The following is an 18158-nucleotide window of genomic DNA, read 5'->3' as shown; positions in this document are numbered from 1 at the left end:
TATCCTTTTATTTAGCTAACAGGCGTTTGTGAGTGTGCACAGACATCAAAATGCCAAAGCCTGCCATAAGTGTCACCATGGAGGTGCCGCCGTAACTGATCAAGGGCAGGGGCACGCCTACTACAGGAAGTAAGCCGCTAACCATGCCAATATTAACAAATACATACACAAAAAACGTTAGGGTCAGTGCGCCGCCTAACAAGCGAGGAAAAGCCCCGTGAGCCTGCATTGAAATATACAGACCTCGCCAAATGATAAATAAATAGAGTGCCATTAGCAGGCATACGCCAACTAAGCCAAACTCTTCACTTAATACCGCAAAAATAAAGTCAGTATGGCGTTCAGGTAAAAACTCCAGCTGCGACTGTGTGCCTTGTAACCAGCCTTTGCCCCATAAACCACCAGAGCCGATGGCTATTTTAGACTGAATAATATGATAGCCGGCTCCTAAAGGATCGCTTTCAGGGTTTAGCAGAGTCAATACTCGTCGCTTTTGGTAATCGTGCATCAGGAAAAACCATAATGCTGGTAAAAAGGCGGCCATGCTGATTAGCGCGGCCAAAATCAGGCGCCAAGACATACCTGCTAAAAAAATAACAAAAAGCCCCGATGCGGCTACCAGTAATGACGTACCTAAATCGGGCTGACTGGCAATCAATAAGGTAGGAATGATAACCATACATAATGCCAAAAATACCCTCAGCAAGCTGGGCGGCAATGGGTAACGACTAATGTAGGTGGCAATCATCATGGGCATTACCAGTTTCATAATTTCGGATGGTTGAAAACGTATTGCACCAAACTCCAGCCAGCGTTGTGCCCCTTTACCAATATCACCCACCAAGATCACCAGCACCAATAATATGCAGCCTAATATAAACACCGGCGGCCCCCAGCGGGCATAAAAGCTCGGTGATAATTGCGCAAGGGCAATCATCACTACGATGGAAACACCTATACGCATGGCTTGGCGTATGAGCGAGTCCATATTCTCTCCCGACGCTGAGTACAAAATAGCTAAACTTGCGCTTAATAAGGTGATGAGTGCCAGCAATAAAGGCCAATCTAGGTGTAGCATCTCCCATAGCGAGCGACGGTGGTGATGGTTACTCATCGGTTAGCTCCTGGGTGTTTGGTGCATCAATTATTTCAGGGATCATATAAAGATCCAGCAAGGCGCGAGCAACGGGAGCTGCTTGAGAACTTCCTCCACCGGCATTTTCTAATACCACTGACACTACCACCTCAGGGTTTTCATAAGGTGCAAAAGCGGTAAATAAGGCATTATCGCGCAGGTGCTCTTTAGTTTTTTCATGATCATATTGTTGGTTTTCAGCTAAGCTAAATACCTGCGCCGTACCTGATTTTCCCGCAGCAGTATAGGGCGTATTAGCAAAAGCGCGTCTTGCGGTACCTTCTTTACCATTAATTACGCGGTGCATACCGGTTAGGGAAACATCCCAAAAGCTTTCTTGTTTTAGTGTAATGGGCTGTCCTTTGCTTACCGGCATATCAATCATGCCCTCGGGAGTACCAATGCCGTGCAGTAATCTGGGGTGAATGGTTTCACCTTTATCAACCAAAATGCTGGTGGCGCGAGCCAGTTGTAGCGGTGTTGCGGTCCAGTAGCCTTGGCCAATTCCCACTGAAATAGTATCGCCTTGATACCAAGGTTGCTTGTGGCGTGCTTTTTTCCATTCGCGTGAGGGCAGGTTACCATTCGCTTCTTCATGCAAGTCTATACCGGAATATTCACCAAAACCAAAACGCCCCATATAGTCATTAATCCCGTCGATACCGACTTTATAAGCAAGATCATAGAAAAATGTATCAGCAGATATTTCAATGGCTCTATAAACGTCCATCCAACCATGGCCCCAGCGTCGCCAGTCGCGAAACTTGCGTTTAGTGTTGGGGATTTGAAAATAAGGGCCACCAAAAAAGCGTGTACTGGGCGTAAATGCTCCTTCATTTAGCCCCATAATGGCAAGCATGGGTTTAACGGTGGAGGCGGGGGCGTAAATGCCTTGGCTAGCACGGTTAATAAGTGGTCGGTCGGGGTTATTCAGTAAATGGCGGTATTCGGAGCCACTTATGCCGTGTACAAATAAGTTAGGATCATAGCTGGGGCTTGAAATAAGGCTCAGTATTTTTCCATCTTTTGGCGTCATAATCACGGCTGCACCACGGCGCTTGGCCATCAGCTCTTGTGCTTGTTGCTGTAATGCCACATCTAGGTTTAAGTAAATATCGCTGCCAGGTATAGGGGGTTGGTACTTAAGGGTACGAATGACACGACCTCGGTTATTGACCTCAACTTCTTGATATCCAGTTTGGCCATGTAAGGTGTCTTCGTAATAACGCTCTACGCCAAGCTTTCCAATATCGCGAGTAGAGGCATAGTTCGCCAACTTATTGTCTTCTTTTAATCGAGCGACGTCTTTATCATTAATTCGTGCGACATAGCCCACTGCGTGTGTAAAGGTATCGCGGTAAGGATAAAAACGCTTTAGGTAAGCTTCAATAGCCGCACCAGGGTACTTATGCTGGTTAATACTAAAACGTGCCACCTGTTGTTCGGTGAGCAGATTGACCAGTACGACGGGATTAAAACGGCGTTGGCGGCGAGCTTCTTTTAAAAAACGTGCTTTTATTTCAGGATCGAGTTCAAGCAAAGTGATCAGCTGATCAACGGTTTTATCTAAGTCTTGAACCTGCTCGGGTGTGATTTCTAGACTGTAAATAGGGCGGTTTTCAGCTAATAATATACCATTGCGATCATAAATAAGCCCCCGAGTAGGGGCAATGGGCACGACCTTAATACGGTTGTCGTTAGAGCGAGTCTGATAGCTTTGATGATCAGTAATCTGCAAGTGATAAAGGTTAGCAAGCAGGCCGCCCATTAGTGCAATGATACCAATAAAGGCGATCACGGCACGCCGCCAATATAAAGAGGATTCGGCGCCGTGGTCGCGCATCTTTATCCGAGACGAAGCCATCATTATTCCCGGTGGTAAGGGTGGTTATTATTAATGCTCCACGCCCGATACAGGCTTTCGGCGGCCACCACACGCACCAAAGGGTGGGGCAGTGTAAGCGGAGATAACGACCAAGACTGTTCGGCTGCGGCCTTGCAAGCAGGTGCTAATCCTTCTGGGCCACCAATTAAAATCGCCACATCACGGCCATCTAACTGCCAGCGGGTGAGCTCAGTTGCTAACTGGGGTGTGGTCCAAGGTCGTCCAGGAATATCAAGCGTAACAATGCGCGCCGATTTAGCAACCGCCGCCAGCATTTGCTCACCTTCACGCTGTAATATGCGCTCGATGTCGGCATTTTTCCCTCGTTTACCCGCTGATATTTCTATCAGTTCTAATGATAAGTCTCTGGGAAAACGGCGCTGATATTCCTGAAAGCCGGTAGTGACCCAATCGGGCATTTTTGTTCCTACCGCCACCAGTTGCAACTTCATTAGGCCGAAGCCCCTGTGGCGTTACCACCCCAGAGCTTTTCTAACTGATAAAAGTCACGGGTTTCTTCTTGCATTACGTGCACGATGACATCGCCTAAATCGACCAATACCCATTCACCGGCATCTTTGCCTTGCAAGCTTAAATAAGTAAGACCGGCTTGTTTAGCTTCCATCACCACATTTTCGGCAATGGCGTTAACATGACGGCTAGAGTTACCAGAGCAGACTATCATGCAGTCGGTAATGCTGGATTTACCAGTCACATCTAATATTTGTATGTCGTTGGCTTTGCTATCGTCGAGCTTGTCGGCGATAAAATCGTATAATTCTTGACCTTGCAAGGGGGCTTACTCCAAAAATAAAAATGACAGCAGATTATAACACGCTAGATTGATAGAGTCGCTGTTCTCGAATGTAGTTGGCAACAGCTTCTGGCAACAAATATTGCGGATTGTTCCCGTGGCGAATAAGGCGGCGAATTTGGGTTGATGAAATGTCTAGTTGGGCGTTATTGAACAGGTAAATATGGCCAGCCAAATGTTGCTGTAGTAAGCGGGGGTCTGTGGTGCTATGGGCGCGAAATAACGCCTGAATAGTGGGGTTAAAGTGGGACTGGAAACCGGGTCTATCACTCACAATAATGTGTACGTACTCCAGCAGCTCTTGCCAACGGTGCCAGTGATTTAGCCCACAAAACGAGTCCATGCCCATTAAAAAGCACAAGGGAGTATCGGGCTGCTCTTTGCGCAGTTCAATCAAGGTTTCTATTGTATAAGAAGGGCGATTATGTGCTAGTTCTCGTGCATCCACCACCAGTCCTGGCGTGTACTTAGTGGCCAGCTGCGCCATGGCTAACCTGTGCTCTGGCGCACTGTCGGGCGTTGTTTTGTGTGGGGGGATATAGTTGGGTAGCAGTCGTATTTGGGCTAAGTTGAGTTGTTCTTGCAGTTCAATGGCTGGGCGCAAGTGTCCGATATGAATGGGATCAAAGGTGCCCCCCAACAAGCCAATCGCTTTTTTCATTGCACAGTTCCTATGTGAAGGGTGAAGCGTAAAACAAGCGCTATGATAAAGATTAAACATGAACTCGCAACGCAAGCCACGGAACCCACGGAAAAATAAGGATGAGATCTGACAGGGGTAAAAATATATTTATTGGTAAAACAGAGCCAATAGTTAAAGCCGCGCTTATCTGTGGGTTCCACGTTCTTCCGTTGCAAAATATGTCTAATGTTGGTTTGTCTCTAGCTCGGTGCTAGGGGGTAATCACCAGCAGTCGTTCATCTAAAAAGCCGACGCAGATGCTGTGTAACCAGCGCCAAGCTTCATCGTCATCAAAGTGTGCCACCGCACGATCGGTGGCGGCAAGCATGGCTTGTAGCTGTTGTATTTTAGCCAGTGGCAGGCGTGCTAAAGCCGATTGCATTAACCCTTGACGACTTGACCACACATGTAAGTTAGCGGCCAACTGGCTAAATGACTGGCCACTGAGCAGCCCTAATTGTAACTGCTGCAAGGTGCTTAACTCTCTGGCTAATAAATGACACAGCATGCCCGCTTCTACGCCTTCACCGCGCAACTGTAACAAAATACGACAGGCGCGTTTTACCTTGCCTTGTAACAGTGGGTCGAATAGTTGAAACGGATTAAACTGATGTTGTGGTTGAACAAGGCTTTGTAATACAGGCAGTGTTAATGGCTGCGGCAGATTTTGTAGGGCCAGCTTTTCTATTTCTCCGTTAACGCCTAAAAGGTTACCCTCAAAGGCATAAGCAAGCCATTGTATGGCTTCTGTATCGGCTTGCAGATGATGTTGTTGCAAACGTTGTGTTAACCAGCGGCCAAAGTGGCGAGCATCGGGGGTAAATACGGGGATCACCGGGCCTGTGGCAGAAAGGGCTTTAAACCAAGCGCCTTTTTGCTGTTGCTGATTAAGCTTAGGGCCTGTGATTAACAGTAATAAATCGGGATGGCATTGCTTGAGCAATTCACGTAGCCGTTCTGAGGCCGTTTTATCGAGTTTATCAGGTAGATGTAACTCAATAATTTGTCGTTGGCTAAATAAGCTCATGCTTTGACTAGCAGAAAAAATCTCATCCCAATCTAGAGCAGGATCGGCATCAAACCGGCTGCGCTCATCAAACCCTAGGCTGCGAGCGGTGGCGCGCAAGGCATCAAGTGCTTCTTGCTTTAACAGCGGCTCGTCGCCATAAATAAAATAGCAGGGGGCGAGCCCTGCTTGTAAATGTTGTGCGAGCTGTTCAGGATACAAGCGCATTAGAACGACAAACGATTAAGCTGGCGTACAATTTGCTCGGCGGCTTCATGCTCCATCTGTTCGTGAAGCTGAAATTGCTCACGACTAGAAGCCAATGCTTGTGCTGATTTATCCAGAAAACTGCGGTTAAAGCTGATATTAAACACCTTACGTGTTTGATCTGGCATATCGAGGGTAAACCGAGTACCAAAGCGCGTAGCATATTCTAATGCATCGGCACGGCTGTCGACTGACGCCGCTGTATTACCTTGACCTAAGCCTGAGATACTTAGCACAGGAGTGAGAGCGTCGGGCGCAACGAGTTGGGCACCGGCGCGTTGTAAGCGGGCAGACACCAAGCGGTAAAATTGACTCTTATCATCACCGACTAATGCGATGCGATGTAACTCGGGCGCTAAATTATCGCCACCGCGCAGCTGAAAGCCACAGCCAACCAGTAGCAAGGTTAGTAAAACTAGAGCTGTAGCTTTAATGGATGTGAACATGATTAATCCTTTAAAAAAGCACCAAGCGCCATGCGCCCAGCACCAAGCTAAAACTAAACCGAGCGCCTTAATATGTGGGCGCCCGGTTTGTCTTACAGCGTATAGCTTAAAGCGTACCGCTGCTTTTTAATCAGTTAGCTACGATATTCAGTAGCTTGCCGGGGACGTAAATGACTTTGCGCAGGGTTTTACCTTCAAGGTGGCGAGCCACATTTTCATCAGCTTGTGCGGTGGCTTCTACTTGCTCTTTGCTGGCATCAGCGGGCACAGTAATTTTACTACGTACTTTACCATTGACCTGTACCACCACCAGTTTTTCATCTTCGATTAAGGCGGCTTGGTCTGCTATCGGCCAAGCAGCATGATCGATATCGCTATTACCCAGCCCTTGCCACAGCTCAACACCGGTATGGGGAATAATAGGGTGTAGCATCACAGTGATGGCTTCCAGTGCCTCTTGCAGCAAGGCACGATTTTGCGCATCACTCATATCGACCTTGGTGAGCTGATTCATCAGCTCCATGACTGCGGCAATGGCGGTGTTAAACGTCTGGCGGCGGCCAATATCGTCACTGACTTTATTGATGGTTTTATGTACATCACGACGTAGGGCTTTTTGCTCACGGCTTAAACTTGCTACATCCAGCGCGTCAACGGCGCCATAAGATTGATGTTCAAACACCAAGCGCCATAAGCGTTTAATAAAGCGCTGTGCGCCCTCAACACCTGAGTCTGACCATTCCAGCGTCATATCAGCGGGCGAGGCGAACATCATAAACAGGCGCACGGTATCGGCACCGTATTTGTCGATCATCACTTGTGGGTCGATACCGTTATTTTTTGACTTCGACATTTTTGTCATGCCGGTATGTACCAGCTCGTTGCCATCGTGATCTTTAACACTTTTAACGCGGCCTTTGTCGTCACGCTCTAAAGTCACGTCTAGCGGACTAACCCAAGTGCGAGCGCCTTTTTCATCGGTGTGATAAAAAGCATCGGCTAATACCATGCCTTGGCATAATAAGCGCTTAAAGGGTTCGTCAGATTCGACTAAACCGGTATCACGCAGTAGTTTATGGAAAAAGCGCGAATACAATAAATGCATGCAAGCATGTTCTATACCACCGATATACTGATCTACAGGTAACCAGTAGTTGGCTTTTTCGGGATCCAACATGCCTTGGTCGTAGTCTGGGCTGCAATAGCGAGCATAATACCAAGATGACTCCATAAAGGTGTCAAAGGTGTCGGTTTCACGCAGTGCAGGTTGGCCGTTATATGTGGTTTTAGCCCACTCAGGATCGGCTTTAATGGGGCTTTGAATACCGTCCATTACGACATCTTCGGGCAATACCACCGGCAGATCGGCCTCAGGGACGCCCACTACAGAGCCGTCTTCTAAGTTTAGCATCGGAATCGGCGCGCCCCAGTAACGTTGGCGGCTAACGCCCCAATCGCGCAAGCGGAAGTTAACGGTACGCTTACCGCATTTTTTCTCAATTAAGGTGTCGGCAATGGCATCAAAGGCGGCTTGAAAATCAAGACCATCAAATTCACCAGAGTTAAATAATACACCTTGTTCTGTATAGGCCTCAGCGCTGATATCCAGTTCGCTACCATCGGCAGGCTTGATAACAGGGGTAATATCAAGGCCATATTGAGTGGCAAATTCATAATCGCGCTGATCGTGGGCCGGCACCGACATCACAGCACCTGAACCATAATCCATTAACACGAAATTAGCCGCCCAAATGGGCACTTGTTTACCGGTTAGTGGGTGTATTGCATATAAGCCGGTAGCCACACCTTTTTTATCCATGGTGGCCATATCTGCTTCGGCAACATTGCTGTTGTGCTTACAGTCTTCGATAAACGCGGCCAGCGCGGGGTTATTTTTAGCAGCTTGTTCCGCCAACGGGTGCCCAGCGGCAATGCCTACATAAGTCACGCCCATTAGGGTGTCGGGGCGGGTGGTGTACACATCAAATGCTTGAAGGTGCTCAGGTGCTTGATCAGCTACGTTAAAGCTTAAGGTTACGCCTTCGCTGCGCCCAATCCAGTTACGTTGCATGGCTTTAACTTGCTCGGGCCATTCATCTAATGCATCTAAGTCGCTGAGCAACTCATCGGCATATTCGGTGATCTTAATAAACCACTGCGGTATTTCTTTGCGCTCAACTGGGGTGTCACAACGCCAGCAGCAGCCTTCGTTGACTTGTTCGTTTGCCAACACAGTTTCGTCGTGAGGGCACCAGTTAACGGAAGACGTTTTTTTATACACTAAGCCTTTTTCGTACAGCTTAGTGAAAAACCATTGTTCCCAGCGATAATACTCAGGAGTACAGGTAGCAAATTCACGATCCCAATCATAACCAAAGCCTAAACGCTTCAGCTGATCTTTCATATAATCGATGTTTTCATAGGTCCAAGGTGCCGGCGCTGTTTTATTATTAATGGCAGCATTCTCGGCAGGCAGGCCAAAGGCGTCCCAACCAATGGGTTGCAGCACATTTTTACCTTGCAAGCGTTGGTAGCGAGAGATAACGTCACCTATGGTGTAGTTACGTACATGCCCCATGTGCAGTCGACCTGACGGGTAAGGGAACATAGACAAGCAATAGAATTTTTCTTTACCGGGCTGCTCTGTGGCCTTAAAAGTCTGCTGCTCTGTCCACAAGCGTTGCGCTTTGGGCTCAATATCTTGGGGAATGTATTGCTCTTGCATGAATGATATCCGGATTTGTGAATTAGGTAATAAACCAAGGCTCTAAATAGCTATAGAATACCTTAGGGGAGGAAAGGCAACAATAGCCGAGCCCTGAGTGCTCACTATGATAGAGGAGATTGAGCATGGATAATCAAGATAAAAAAAAGAAAAGTGGCTATGAAGCCTTTGTTGATGATCTACATAAACGTTGGCAAGAAAGCGAGAATACCAGCATCAAGGAATTGGTGGAAACCACCCAAGCCTATATGGAAGCGGCCAGTGATTTGACCAAAGACGAACTGGCACTGATAGCACAGTATGTGAAGCGCGATTTGGTTGAGCTAGAAGAAAGTGGTGATGAATTTAGAGACAGCTTATTTTATCGCCGCATTAAAGAGACGGTCTGGGGTTGGATCTCTGATATTACTGATAAGAGTCAATTAGAATGGCAGGAACTGGCCACTGAGCTAACCAATAACGGTGAATATCAAGCCGGTGAAGTGGTGGGCCCTGGTCGTTACGACTGCACCCTTTGTGCTCACTCACATGAAGTGACTCACCCTGAAGTGCTCACCAGCTGTTTAGAGTGTAATCATACTTGCTTTATTCGCCGCCCACTGGCGGTGTAACTAACAGCCGTACCTGATACGCGGTACGATTTACGCTGCGTGTTAGGGCAATAAAAAACGCCACGTCTGCTGATGCGGCGTTTTGTTTTCCGTATAGCGTATGTCGTACAGCTTACGGCGTTAAACGTTAACTTCTGGCTTTTGCTCTTAGGTTTTCTTGAGCGGCTAATCGTTGTTGTTGGCCGCGGTACTGGCGTCGGCCTTGGCTGGCGCCGAGTATGCCGCTTATCAAGAACCAGGCTAACAAGGGTGTACTACCAAATCGGGCATAAGGAGTGAGGCCGGTTGTGCCTGTGACATCGGCATTAAGTACGCCATGCTCAAACTGAGGTAAACTGGCCACCAACTTACCTTTTTCATCGGTTACTAAAGTAACCCCATTATTAGTAGCACGAATTAACGGGCGCCCTAGCTCTAAAGAACGCATACGGGCAATTTGCTGATGCTGCCATGGGCCAATTGACTGGCCAAACCAAGTGTCGTTAGACAAGGTTAACAGGTAGTCGGTATCAGGCTTCATGTTATTGCGTACTAAACTTGGAAAAGCGACTTCATAGCAAATGGCCACACTCAGTTGTTGTCCGGCGGCACTTAAATCGGACTGATTTGCCTCGCCTTGTGCAAATGACGACATTGGTAAGTTAAATAAGGGCGCCAAAGGGCGCAATAAGTCACCAAAAGGAACAAACTCACCAATAGGCACTAAATGTTGTTTGTAATAGCGATTACTGTGCTCAGGTTGATAGGGGATGGCATTACGGCCTAAGGTGATCACCGAATTATACATATCTCCAGTATCAGTTTGTGATACTAAGCCGGTGATCAGGCTCTGGCCGCGCTCTCGCATTAGTTGGTCGACTTGTGCCAGCCAAGGTGCCAATCGCTGCTCAGTTTCGGGCAGTGCAGACTCAGGCCAGATCACCACATCGGCTTGACGCTCGGGTAAAGTGAGGTTTAGATAGCGTTCAATGCTGTGTTCAAGCTGGCCCGGCACCCATTTTAATGATTGCTCTATATTACCCTGGATCAGTGCAAAACGACTGCTTTGAGTCGGTGTCACCCATTGAATATATTGCGTGCCAATCGCGACTGCCCACAGTGCTAACGCTCCCAAACTTGGCCACCAACGCCACTGAGAGTGACGGCGAATACCCAACCACAGTGCGCCTGCTGAAAAGGTTAGCAACCAGCTAATACCTTGTACTCCAACAATAGGTGCTAACCCAGCTAAGGGGCCATCCAGTTGGCTGTAGCCAAACCATAACCAAGGAAAACCTGTTAATACCCAACCGCGCAGCCAGTCAGCAAGCATCAATAAGGCAGGTAAAACTAATAAGGCGCGCCAACGGGGTGTTGGTACTAAACGTTGAGCTAACCAAACCGCAGCAGCGGTATAAAGGCTAAGATATGCCGCTAGCAGTGCCACTAATAAAAAAGCGGCCCATAAGGGGAGGCCACCAAACAGGGTCATGCTGTTATGAATCCACCACAAGCCGACAAAATAAAAACCGATTGCCCAGATAAAGGCATGCTTAGCTGCCTGCTTAGGCGGCTGTGGTTGGGTAAATGCATAAAGGCCAAGCAAAGAGACCAGCGCAAATGGCCAATAGCCAAATGGACTAAAAGCCAATACACCTAGCGCCCCGCTAACCAGGGCTCCTAGAAGAGAAAGGTAATGACGCACGTTTATATGGTTTCCGAAGTAGAGGTATCCTGATTATCCGGTATCTTAACTTGCAACTGTAATAGACGTCGACGGTCGGCATGAGCCACTTTAAAGATAAAGCCATTAATTTCTAATTGCTCGCCTTTAGCGGGTAAGTGGCCAAAAGCGTGCATAACCAAGCCCCCCACGGTGTCTGCTTCTTCGTCACTAAAATCTGTTTGAAAAAAGTCGTTAAAATCATCAATGTCGGTTAACGCAGCCACCGTATAAACCCGCGACGTAACTTGGCGGATCTCGGCACTTTCTTCTGCGTCAAACTCATCCTCGATGTCGCCAACAATGAGCTCTAAAATATCTTCAATGGTTACTAAACCCGACACGCCGCCAAACTCATCTACCACAATGGCCATGTGATAGCGTTCTTGGCGAAACTCTTTTAGTAGTTTATCGAGTCGCTTACTTTCAGGAACCACCACGGCTGGGCGTAAAATATCATCAATAGCAAAATTGTCGTCGGTTAAGGCAAGGCCGTATTGCAGCAAATCCTTGGCTAGCAATATGCCCTCTATATGATCTTTATCTTCATTTACCACCGGAAAGCGTGAGTGCGTTGACTCGATGATCATAGGCAGAAAATGCGAGACAGGCTGAGACTTTTCTACCGTTACCATTTGTGATCGAGGGATCATAATATCCCGCACTCTTAACTCGCTAACATCTAGCACGCCTTCAATCATATCTTTAGTATCTTGATCGATCAGCTCCCGCTGACTGGCGTCCATGATCACTTCTACTAATTCTTCACGGTTCTTCGGCTCGCCCTGAAAAATCTGGCCGAGTTTTTCTAACCAATTTCTCTTAGTGGACGAACCGTAATCTGAGTTCGAGTTATCGTCGCTCATTGACCTAATTTAACCTTCATCATCGAGATAGGGATTGGCAATGCCAAGTGTTGCCAAAATGGCAATCTCCTTCGCTTCCATTATATCGGCTTCATCATCCTTAATATGATCGAAGCCGAGCAAATGCAAGCAACCATGTACCACCATGTGTGCCCAGTGAGCTTCAAGTGGCTTTTGTTGTTGCTGTGCCTCGTGTTCAACGACTTGGCGACAAATAACTAAATCACCTAATAGAGGTAAATCAATACCTGGCGGAGCTTCAAATGGAAATGATAATACATTGGTCGGTTTATCTTTACCGCGATAGTCGCGATTAAGCTCACGGCTTTCTGCTTCATCTACTAAGCGTACTGTGAGTTCGACTTCTTCACGCTCAAGGGGCAGCGTAGCCCGCAACCAGCTCTCCAATTGTTGTTCGTTTGGTAAGCCTGGCGCATTATCACAGGCGATTTGTACATCTAACCATAAAGTCATGATGGTGTCTCATTATTCGCAGAAGTACCGGTACTGGCTTGCTGAGAGTCAAACGCTTCGTACGCTCGTACAATACGAGCAACGACGGGGTGGCGCACAACATCTTCGGCATGAAAGAAGTCAAAAGATAACCCTTCTACGTCATGTAATACTTCAATGGCGTGGCGCAAGCCTGATTTGGCATGGCGGGGTAAGTCAATTTGGGTAATATCCCCAGTAATAACAGCGCGTGAATTAAAGCCGATACGGGTTAAAAACATTTTCATTTGTTCAACTGTGGTATTTTGGCTTTCATCAAGAATAATAAAGGCATCATTTAAGGTGCGCCCACGCATATAGGCCAGTGGAGCCACTTCAATGACATTACGCTCAATAAGCTTTTCTACCTGCTCAAAGCCCAACATTTCAAATAAGGCGTCATATAATGGGCGTAGATAAGGGTCTACTTTTTGGCTTAAATCTCCGGGCAAAAAGCCCAATTTTTCACCGGCCTCAACGGCGGGGCGCGTTAGCAGAATACGGCGAACGGCTTGGCGCTCTAAGGCATCCACTGCCGCCGCTACCGCGAGATATGTTTTACCGGTTCCGGCTGGGCCAATACCAAAGGTAATGTCGTGGCTAACTATGTGTGCCATATATTGTGCTTGGCTGGGCGAGCGAGGTTTAATTAAGCCGCGTTTGGTCTTAATCGTTACCTCGTTACCGTATTGATAGCTCTCGTTTGGGGTTGGGCTCTGCTCAAGAGCTTGGCTGCCTTTTATCGCCAAGTGCACTAATTCGGGAGTAATATCAGGAATACCTTGGCCGCTTAACGCTTGCGTTTCTATATATAAGTCTTGTAATACATCCGCCGCCGCGTTAATTAAGCGGTGTGGCCCAATTAGAGTGAACTCTTCATTGTGATAATTAATGTCTACCCCAAGACGGCGTTCTAGCTGCTTAATATTGTCATCAAGCGGGCCACATAAACTGGCCAGACGTTGGCCGTCGGCAGGTTGTAATTCAAGTTCTAATGTTGTGACAGCAGAGGTCAAATTAACTCCTGTTATTTAAAAAAAGCCATCAAACGAACGTAAGCTTTCAGCTATAAGCTAAGTTTCAAACACCGCGCTTATAAGCGAGTGCTTTTCTTAACTTATAGCTTCCAGCTTCTAGCTTATCGCTTTATTTAAGGGGTAAAGGTTGCAACACCGACTTCGTCGGGTATGCCATCAGGGCGGCGCCCTAAAATGCTCTGCGGTGAAGTTTGTACCCGCAGACCCATTTCATTTTCACCACGAATAAAGTTTCCGCGCAAGCTATTAGGTCTGGCTTCAATAATTTCTACATCAGCAAAGCCACCAATTAGTGAGTGAGCGCCTTCAAAGTTCACCACTCGATTATTTTCAGTACGCCCGCGCAGTTCCATCGGATTTAATTTTGATGGGCCCTCTACCAAAATACGCTGGGTGGTGCCCATCATTTGACGGCTGACTTGCTGTGCTTGGTTATTAATTAATGCTTGTAGGCGTGCAAGCCGTGCTTTTTTCTCATCTAACGGAACATCATCGGGCAAGTCTGCCGCTGGGGTACCTGGGCGCGCACTAAAGATAAAGCTGTAGCTGAGATCAAAGCCGATATCTTCAATCAGTTTCATGGTGCGCTCAAAGTCATCTTCACTTTCACCAGGAAAGCCGATAATAAAATCAGAACTCAGTGTAAGATCGGGACGGGCTGCGCGTAGTTTTCGAATCTTAGATTTGTACTCTAAAGCCGTATGTGCTCGCTTCATCAGCGTTAAAATGCGGTCTGAGCCACTTTGTACCGGCAGATGTAAAAAGCTAACCAACTCGGGAGTATCTTTGTACACATCAATTATATCGTCAGTAAACTCGATGGGATGACTGGTGGTATAACGGATACGATCGATACCATCAATTGAGGCCACTAAGCGTAATAACTCCGCAAAGCTACAAATATCACCCTCATGGGTATCACCACGATAACCATTGACGTTTTGCCCTAAAAGGTTGACTTCGCGCACCCCTTGATCGGCTAATTGCGCTATCTCATACAACACATCATCTAATGGGCGACTCACTTCTTCGCCACGGGTATAGGGTACGACACAAAAAGAACAATACTTAGAACACCCTTCCATAATGGAGACATAAGCGCTTGCGCCTTCTGCCTTTGGTTCGGGCAAGTTGTCGAATTTTTCTATTTCAGGAAAAGTCACATCAACCTGAGCGCCGTTACCTTCCATCACCGATTTGATCATGGCAGGCAAACGGTGCAGAGTTTGTGGGCCAAATACTAAGTCAACATAGTGGGCTCGAGCACGAATGGCAGCCCCTTCTTGAGACGCCACGCAGCCACCAACCCCAATAACTAATTTAGGGTTCGCCATTTTTAGAGGGCGCCAGCGGCCCAGCTGATGAAACACTTTTTCTTGCGCTTTTTCGCGAATAGAGCAGGTGTTTAGTAGTAACACATCGGCTTGTGCTGGATCATCAGTCAGCTCATAGCCGTGTGTGGCGTCTAGCAGAACGGCCATCTTAGATGAATCGTACTCGTTCATCTGACAGCCCCAGGTTTTAATATGCAGTTTTTTGCTCATGGCACTCTTTGAATTACGACCGCGTTAATAACGCTTAAGGGACATGGGATCAGACGGATAATTCTACTCTCTTAGAGCGCGACTGACCAGCCACTCTGTATGAAGACTCAAGAAGTCGTGCTTTTGAGCAAATGAGCATGGGGCACAGCGAAAAATACCGTTTTCAATTGGCACTAAATACTAAACATAAAGCAGACTAAACCACGCTGTGTTTAGATAAGGGACCATTAACGATAACTTTGCAGTTGCGCTAGAATAGCCTAAACATCATGAGGTGAGCACATGGATAAACAACAAGCACAGTGTGATATTGCTATTGTCGGGGGAGGCATGGTGGGCGCGTTAACCGCGGCTTTGCTTGCCCCTACAGGGCTAACCATTAGGGTTATAGAAGCGCGTGAGCCTAGCTTATTTACCCCTGAGCAGCCAGCCGACTTGCGCGTGTCAGCCATTAGCGCAACCTCGGTACGGTTATTAGAACAAGCTGGCGCTTGGGCTTCTATTATAGCGATGCGCGCTTGGCCTTATCAGTGCTTAGAAGCCGCTGAACTTGACGGTTTTTATACCCGTTTTAGTGCTGAGGCGCTCGAATGCGATTATTTAGGCTATATGGTCGAGAATCGGATTATTCAATTAGGGTTATGGCAGGTATTAGCCAAGCACCCCAATGTACAGCTCGATTGTCCCAATGGCTTAAACAACTTGCACCAAAACAATCACGGCGCAAAGCTTGAATTAACCGATGGCCAGCAGGTACAAGCTAAATTGGTATTAGCGTGTGACGGGGCAGAGTCGCTTACCCGCCAGTTGGCCGGTATCGGCGTAACTGCATGGGATTATCGCCAACACTGCATGCTGATTAGTATTGAAGCTGATGCGTTAGAATCTGATACCACTTGGCAGCAATTTAATGCCACTGGTCCTCGGGCATTTTTACCTATGGGTGAAAAGCGAGGCTCATTGGTCTGGTATGATGAAAAAGAGCGTATTAAGGCGCTATCGGCGCTGGATAATACAGCCTTAGCTGAGCAGATAAAGGCGCACTTTCCACCCAGAATGGGCAATATGACGGTACTTGATAAAGGCAGTTTTCCTCTGCGCCGCCGCCATGCCAATCAATATGTAAAAGGGGCTGTGGTGCTGTTAGGCGATGCGGCTCATACCATTAATCCATTAGCAGGCCAGGGGGTTAATTTAGGGTTTAAAGATGTGGCACTACTTAACCAGCTTATCCAGCAAGGGCTTGAGGCTAAGTTAGACTTTGCGTCCCCAGAGCGCTTAGCGCGCTATCAGCGTGGTCGTCGCCCCGATAACTTGCTAATGCAATCGGCGATGGATGTGTGTTATCACACCTTTAGTAATGACTTTTTACCATTAAAAGTGTTGCGCAATTTAGGACTAAAAGCGGCTGAACACAGCGGACCATTAAAGACGCGAGTAATGAAATATGCCATGGGATTATAGGGCCGCGCTAAACATCACGCATCGGATGCCAAAAATCAGGGGCGCTTTTATAAGGCTTATGGCGTAGCTCTAGTAAGTCTTTGCTAAATTCTGTACAATTTCGCGCCCCTGTGGGCACTGGTCAGTAAGCGATGAGGCAATCGAAATGAGTGATAATAAAATAAACCTGCTAGATCTGGATCGTAGTGGTATGCGCGCTTTCTTTGAAGAGATGGGCGAAAAACCGTTTCGGGCAGATCAAGTGATGAAATGGATTTATCACTACGGTTGTGATGACTTTGAACAAATGACCAACATCAATAAAGTGTTGCGCGCTAAGTTACAACAAAAAGCGGAAATTCGCGCCCCAGAAATCAGTGTCGAAAAAATATCTGAAGATGGCACTATTAAGTGGGCGATGCAGGTGGGCTCTCAAGAAGTAGAAACCGTCTATATCCCTGATGGTGATAGAGCCACTTTGTGTGTCTCTTCTCAAGTCGGCTGCGCCCTAGACTGTAAGTTTTGCTCTACCGCACAACAGGGGTTTAACCGAAACCTTAAGGTATCAGAAATTATTGGCCAGGTATGGCGCGCGGCCAGTCGAGTAGGTTTTGTGCGAGACAATGAGCGCAAACCCATTACCAATGTGGTGATGATGGGCATGGGTGAGCCTTTGCTTAACTTAAACAATGTGGTGCCCGCGATGAGTCTGATGCTGGAAGATTTTGGCTTTGGCTTATCGAAACGTCGGGTCACCTTATCAACTTCTGGCGTGGTACCGGCATTAGATAAGATGAGCGATATGATAGATGTGGCCCTTGCCGTATCATTACATGCGGCCAATGATGAATTGCGCTCACAAATTATGCCGATCAACGACAAGTACAACATTGCGACCTTGCTTGAAAGCGTGCGTAACTATGTTAGTAAATCTAATGCGAATCACGGTAAAGTGACCATTGAATATGTGCTGCTTGACCATGTGAATGACGGCACCGAACATGCGGAAGAATTGGCGGAATTGCTAAAAGATCTCCCCTGCAAGATCAATCTCATCCCCTTTAATCCCTTCCCAGGAAATGATTATGGCAAACCGAGCAACAGCCGTATTGATCGCTTTAATAAAGTATTGATGAAGTATGGCAACACGGTCACGATTCGTAAAACCCGAGGCGATGATATTGATGCCGCCTGTGGTCAGTTGGTTGGAGATGTAATTGACCGAACTAAGCGCACGGCAAAAAAACGGATGCAGGAGCAAGCTATATCCGTCACAATGGTTTAAGAAAGCCTTCCCCCCTGTCGTTTAGTGCTATTGTGTGGCAGGTGAGGTAAATTTAATAAGGTGTTTACATTGTTTATGGGAACATATTTAGTGCGCCGTGGTCATGTTTAACTAGGCGGCGGTGTTTCCTATCATAATGAACTCAGCCCACCACGTTTATAGTTAACAGCGCGTGTTGAATTGGCAGCAAAGTAGAGATGAAGAGCAGGTAAATTCTG

Annotated in this window: 16 protein-coding genes; 3 read left to right on the top strand and 13 right to left on the bottom strand. The window is 47.3% G+C overall.

Annotated elements, in window-relative coordinates:
- Positions 1 to 7: 7 nt before the first annotated feature.
- The 8 genes from rodA to leuS form a co-directional block, all read right to left on the bottom strand.
- Positions 8 to 1114, bottom strand: a complete 1107-nt coding sequence (gene rodA / locus ACTHY5_RS00215; RefSeq protein WP_441874787.1) for a rod shape-determining protein RodA — start codon at positions 1112 to 1114, stop codon at positions 8 to 10.
- On the bottom strand, positions 1107 to 2999 hold the full coding sequence (mrdA, locus tag ACTHY5_RS00210; RefSeq protein ID WP_441874785.1) for a penicillin-binding protein 2: 1893 nt from the start codon (positions 2997 to 2999) through the stop codon (positions 1107 to 1109). The genes rodA and mrdA overlap by 8 nt, the downstream gene beginning before the upstream one ends.
- 2 nt (positions 3000 to 3001) lie before the next feature.
- Positions 3002 to 3472, bottom strand: coding sequence for a 23S rRNA (pseudouridine(1915)-N(3))-methyltransferase RlmH (rlmH, locus tag ACTHY5_RS00205; RefSeq protein WP_441874783.1), 471 nt, complete (start codon positions 3470 to 3472; stop codon positions 3002 to 3004).
- Positions 3472 to 3813, bottom strand: coding sequence for a ribosome silencing factor (gene rsfS / locus ACTHY5_RS00200; RefSeq protein WP_441874781.1), 342 nt, complete (start codon positions 3811 to 3813; stop codon positions 3472 to 3474). Before rsfS ends, rlmH begins: the two co-directional genes overlap by 1 nt.
- Before the next feature lie 34 nt (positions 3814 to 3847).
- Positions 3848 to 4495, bottom strand: coding sequence for a nicotinate-nucleotide adenylyltransferase (nadD, locus tag ACTHY5_RS00195; protein ID WP_441874780.1), 648 nt, complete (start codon positions 4493 to 4495; stop codon positions 3848 to 3850).
- A 232-nt stretch (positions 4496 to 4727) separates the two neighbouring features.
- Positions 4728 to 5750, bottom strand: a complete 1023-nt coding sequence (gene holA / locus ACTHY5_RS00190; RefSeq protein ID WP_441874778.1) for a DNA polymerase III subunit delta — start codon at positions 5748 to 5750, stop codon at positions 4728 to 4730.
- Complete coding sequence (locus ACTHY5_RS00185; protein ID WP_441874776.1) at positions 5750 to 6235, bottom strand: LPS-assembly lipoprotein LptE; 486 nt, start codon at positions 6233 to 6235, stop codon at positions 5750 to 5752. The genes holA and ACTHY5_RS00185 overlap by 1 nt, the downstream gene beginning before the upstream one ends.
- A gap of 130 nt (positions 6236 to 6365) precedes the next feature.
- The gene (leuS, locus tag ACTHY5_RS00180; RefSeq protein WP_441874774.1) at positions 6366 to 8960 is read right to left on the bottom strand and encodes a leucine--tRNA ligase; all 2595 of its coding nucleotides are present in this window, start codon (positions 8958 to 8960) and stop codon (positions 6366 to 6368) included.
- Positions 8961 to 9085: 125 nt separating this feature from the next.
- Here leuS and ACTHY5_RS00175 point away from each other — a divergent pair, with 125 nt between their 5' ends.
- Complete coding sequence (locus ACTHY5_RS00175) at positions 9086 to 9571, top strand: zinc ribbon-containing protein (RefSeq protein ID WP_441874772.1); 486 nt, start codon at positions 9086 to 9088, stop codon at positions 9569 to 9571.
- 127 nt (positions 9572 to 9698) lie between these two features.
- Here the strand turns inward: ACTHY5_RS00175 and lnt are convergent, their stop codons facing one another.
- From lnt to miaB, 5 genes are all read right to left on the bottom strand, one after another.
- The gene (gene lnt, locus ACTHY5_RS00170) at positions 9699 to 11255 is read right to left on the bottom strand and encodes an apolipoprotein N-acyltransferase (RefSeq protein WP_441874770.1); all 1557 of its coding nucleotides are present in this window, start codon (positions 11253 to 11255) and stop codon (positions 9699 to 9701) included.
- Between the two features lie 2 nt (positions 11256 to 11257).
- On the bottom strand, positions 11258 to 12139 hold the full coding sequence (gene corC / locus ACTHY5_RS00165) for a CNNM family magnesium/cobalt transport protein CorC (protein ID WP_441874768.1): 882 nt from the start codon (positions 12137 to 12139) through the stop codon (positions 11258 to 11260).
- 9 nt (positions 12140 to 12148) lie between these two features.
- A complete protein-coding gene (gene ybeY / locus ACTHY5_RS00160; RefSeq protein WP_441874766.1) occupies positions 12149 to 12613 on the bottom strand; it encodes an rRNA maturation RNase YbeY in 465 nt (154 codons plus the stop codon).
- Entirely contained in the window at positions 12610 to 13647 is a 1038-nt protein-coding gene (locus ACTHY5_RS00155) for a PhoH family protein (protein ID WP_441874764.1), read from the bottom strand. The genes ybeY and ACTHY5_RS00155 overlap by 4 nt, the downstream gene beginning before the upstream one ends.
- 134 nt (positions 13648 to 13781) lie before the next feature.
- On the bottom strand, positions 13782 to 15212 hold the full coding sequence (gene miaB / locus ACTHY5_RS00150; protein WP_441874762.1) for a tRNA (N6-isopentenyl adenosine(37)-C2)-methylthiotransferase MiaB: 1431 nt from the start codon (positions 15210 to 15212) through the stop codon (positions 13782 to 13784).
- Positions 15213 to 15494: 282 nt separating this feature from the next.
- On the opposite strand from miaB, the gene ACTHY5_RS00145 reads away from it, so the two are divergent.
- Positions 15495 to 16676 (top strand): FAD-dependent monooxygenase, encoded by a 1182-nt coding sequence (locus tag ACTHY5_RS00145; RefSeq protein WP_441874760.1) that lies wholly within the window; start codon positions 15495 to 15497, stop codon positions 16674 to 16676.
- Between the two features lie 145 nt (positions 16677 to 16821).
- Positions 16822 to 17940: a bifunctional tRNA (adenosine(37)-C2)-methyltransferase TrmG/ribosomal RNA large subunit methyltransferase RlmN gene (locus ACTHY5_RS00140; protein WP_441874758.1), complete on the top strand. Its 1119-nt coding sequence runs from the start codon at positions 16822 to 16824 to the stop codon at positions 17938 to 17940.
- Positions 17941 to 18158 lie beyond the last annotated feature (218 nt).

This window comes from Oceanisphaera sp. (assembly GCF_052084945.1).
Lineage (GTDB): Bacteria > Pseudomonadota > Gammaproteobacteria > Enterobacterales > Aeromonadaceae > Oceanimonas.
This window is presented reverse-complemented; position numbering and strand designations above follow the sequence as displayed.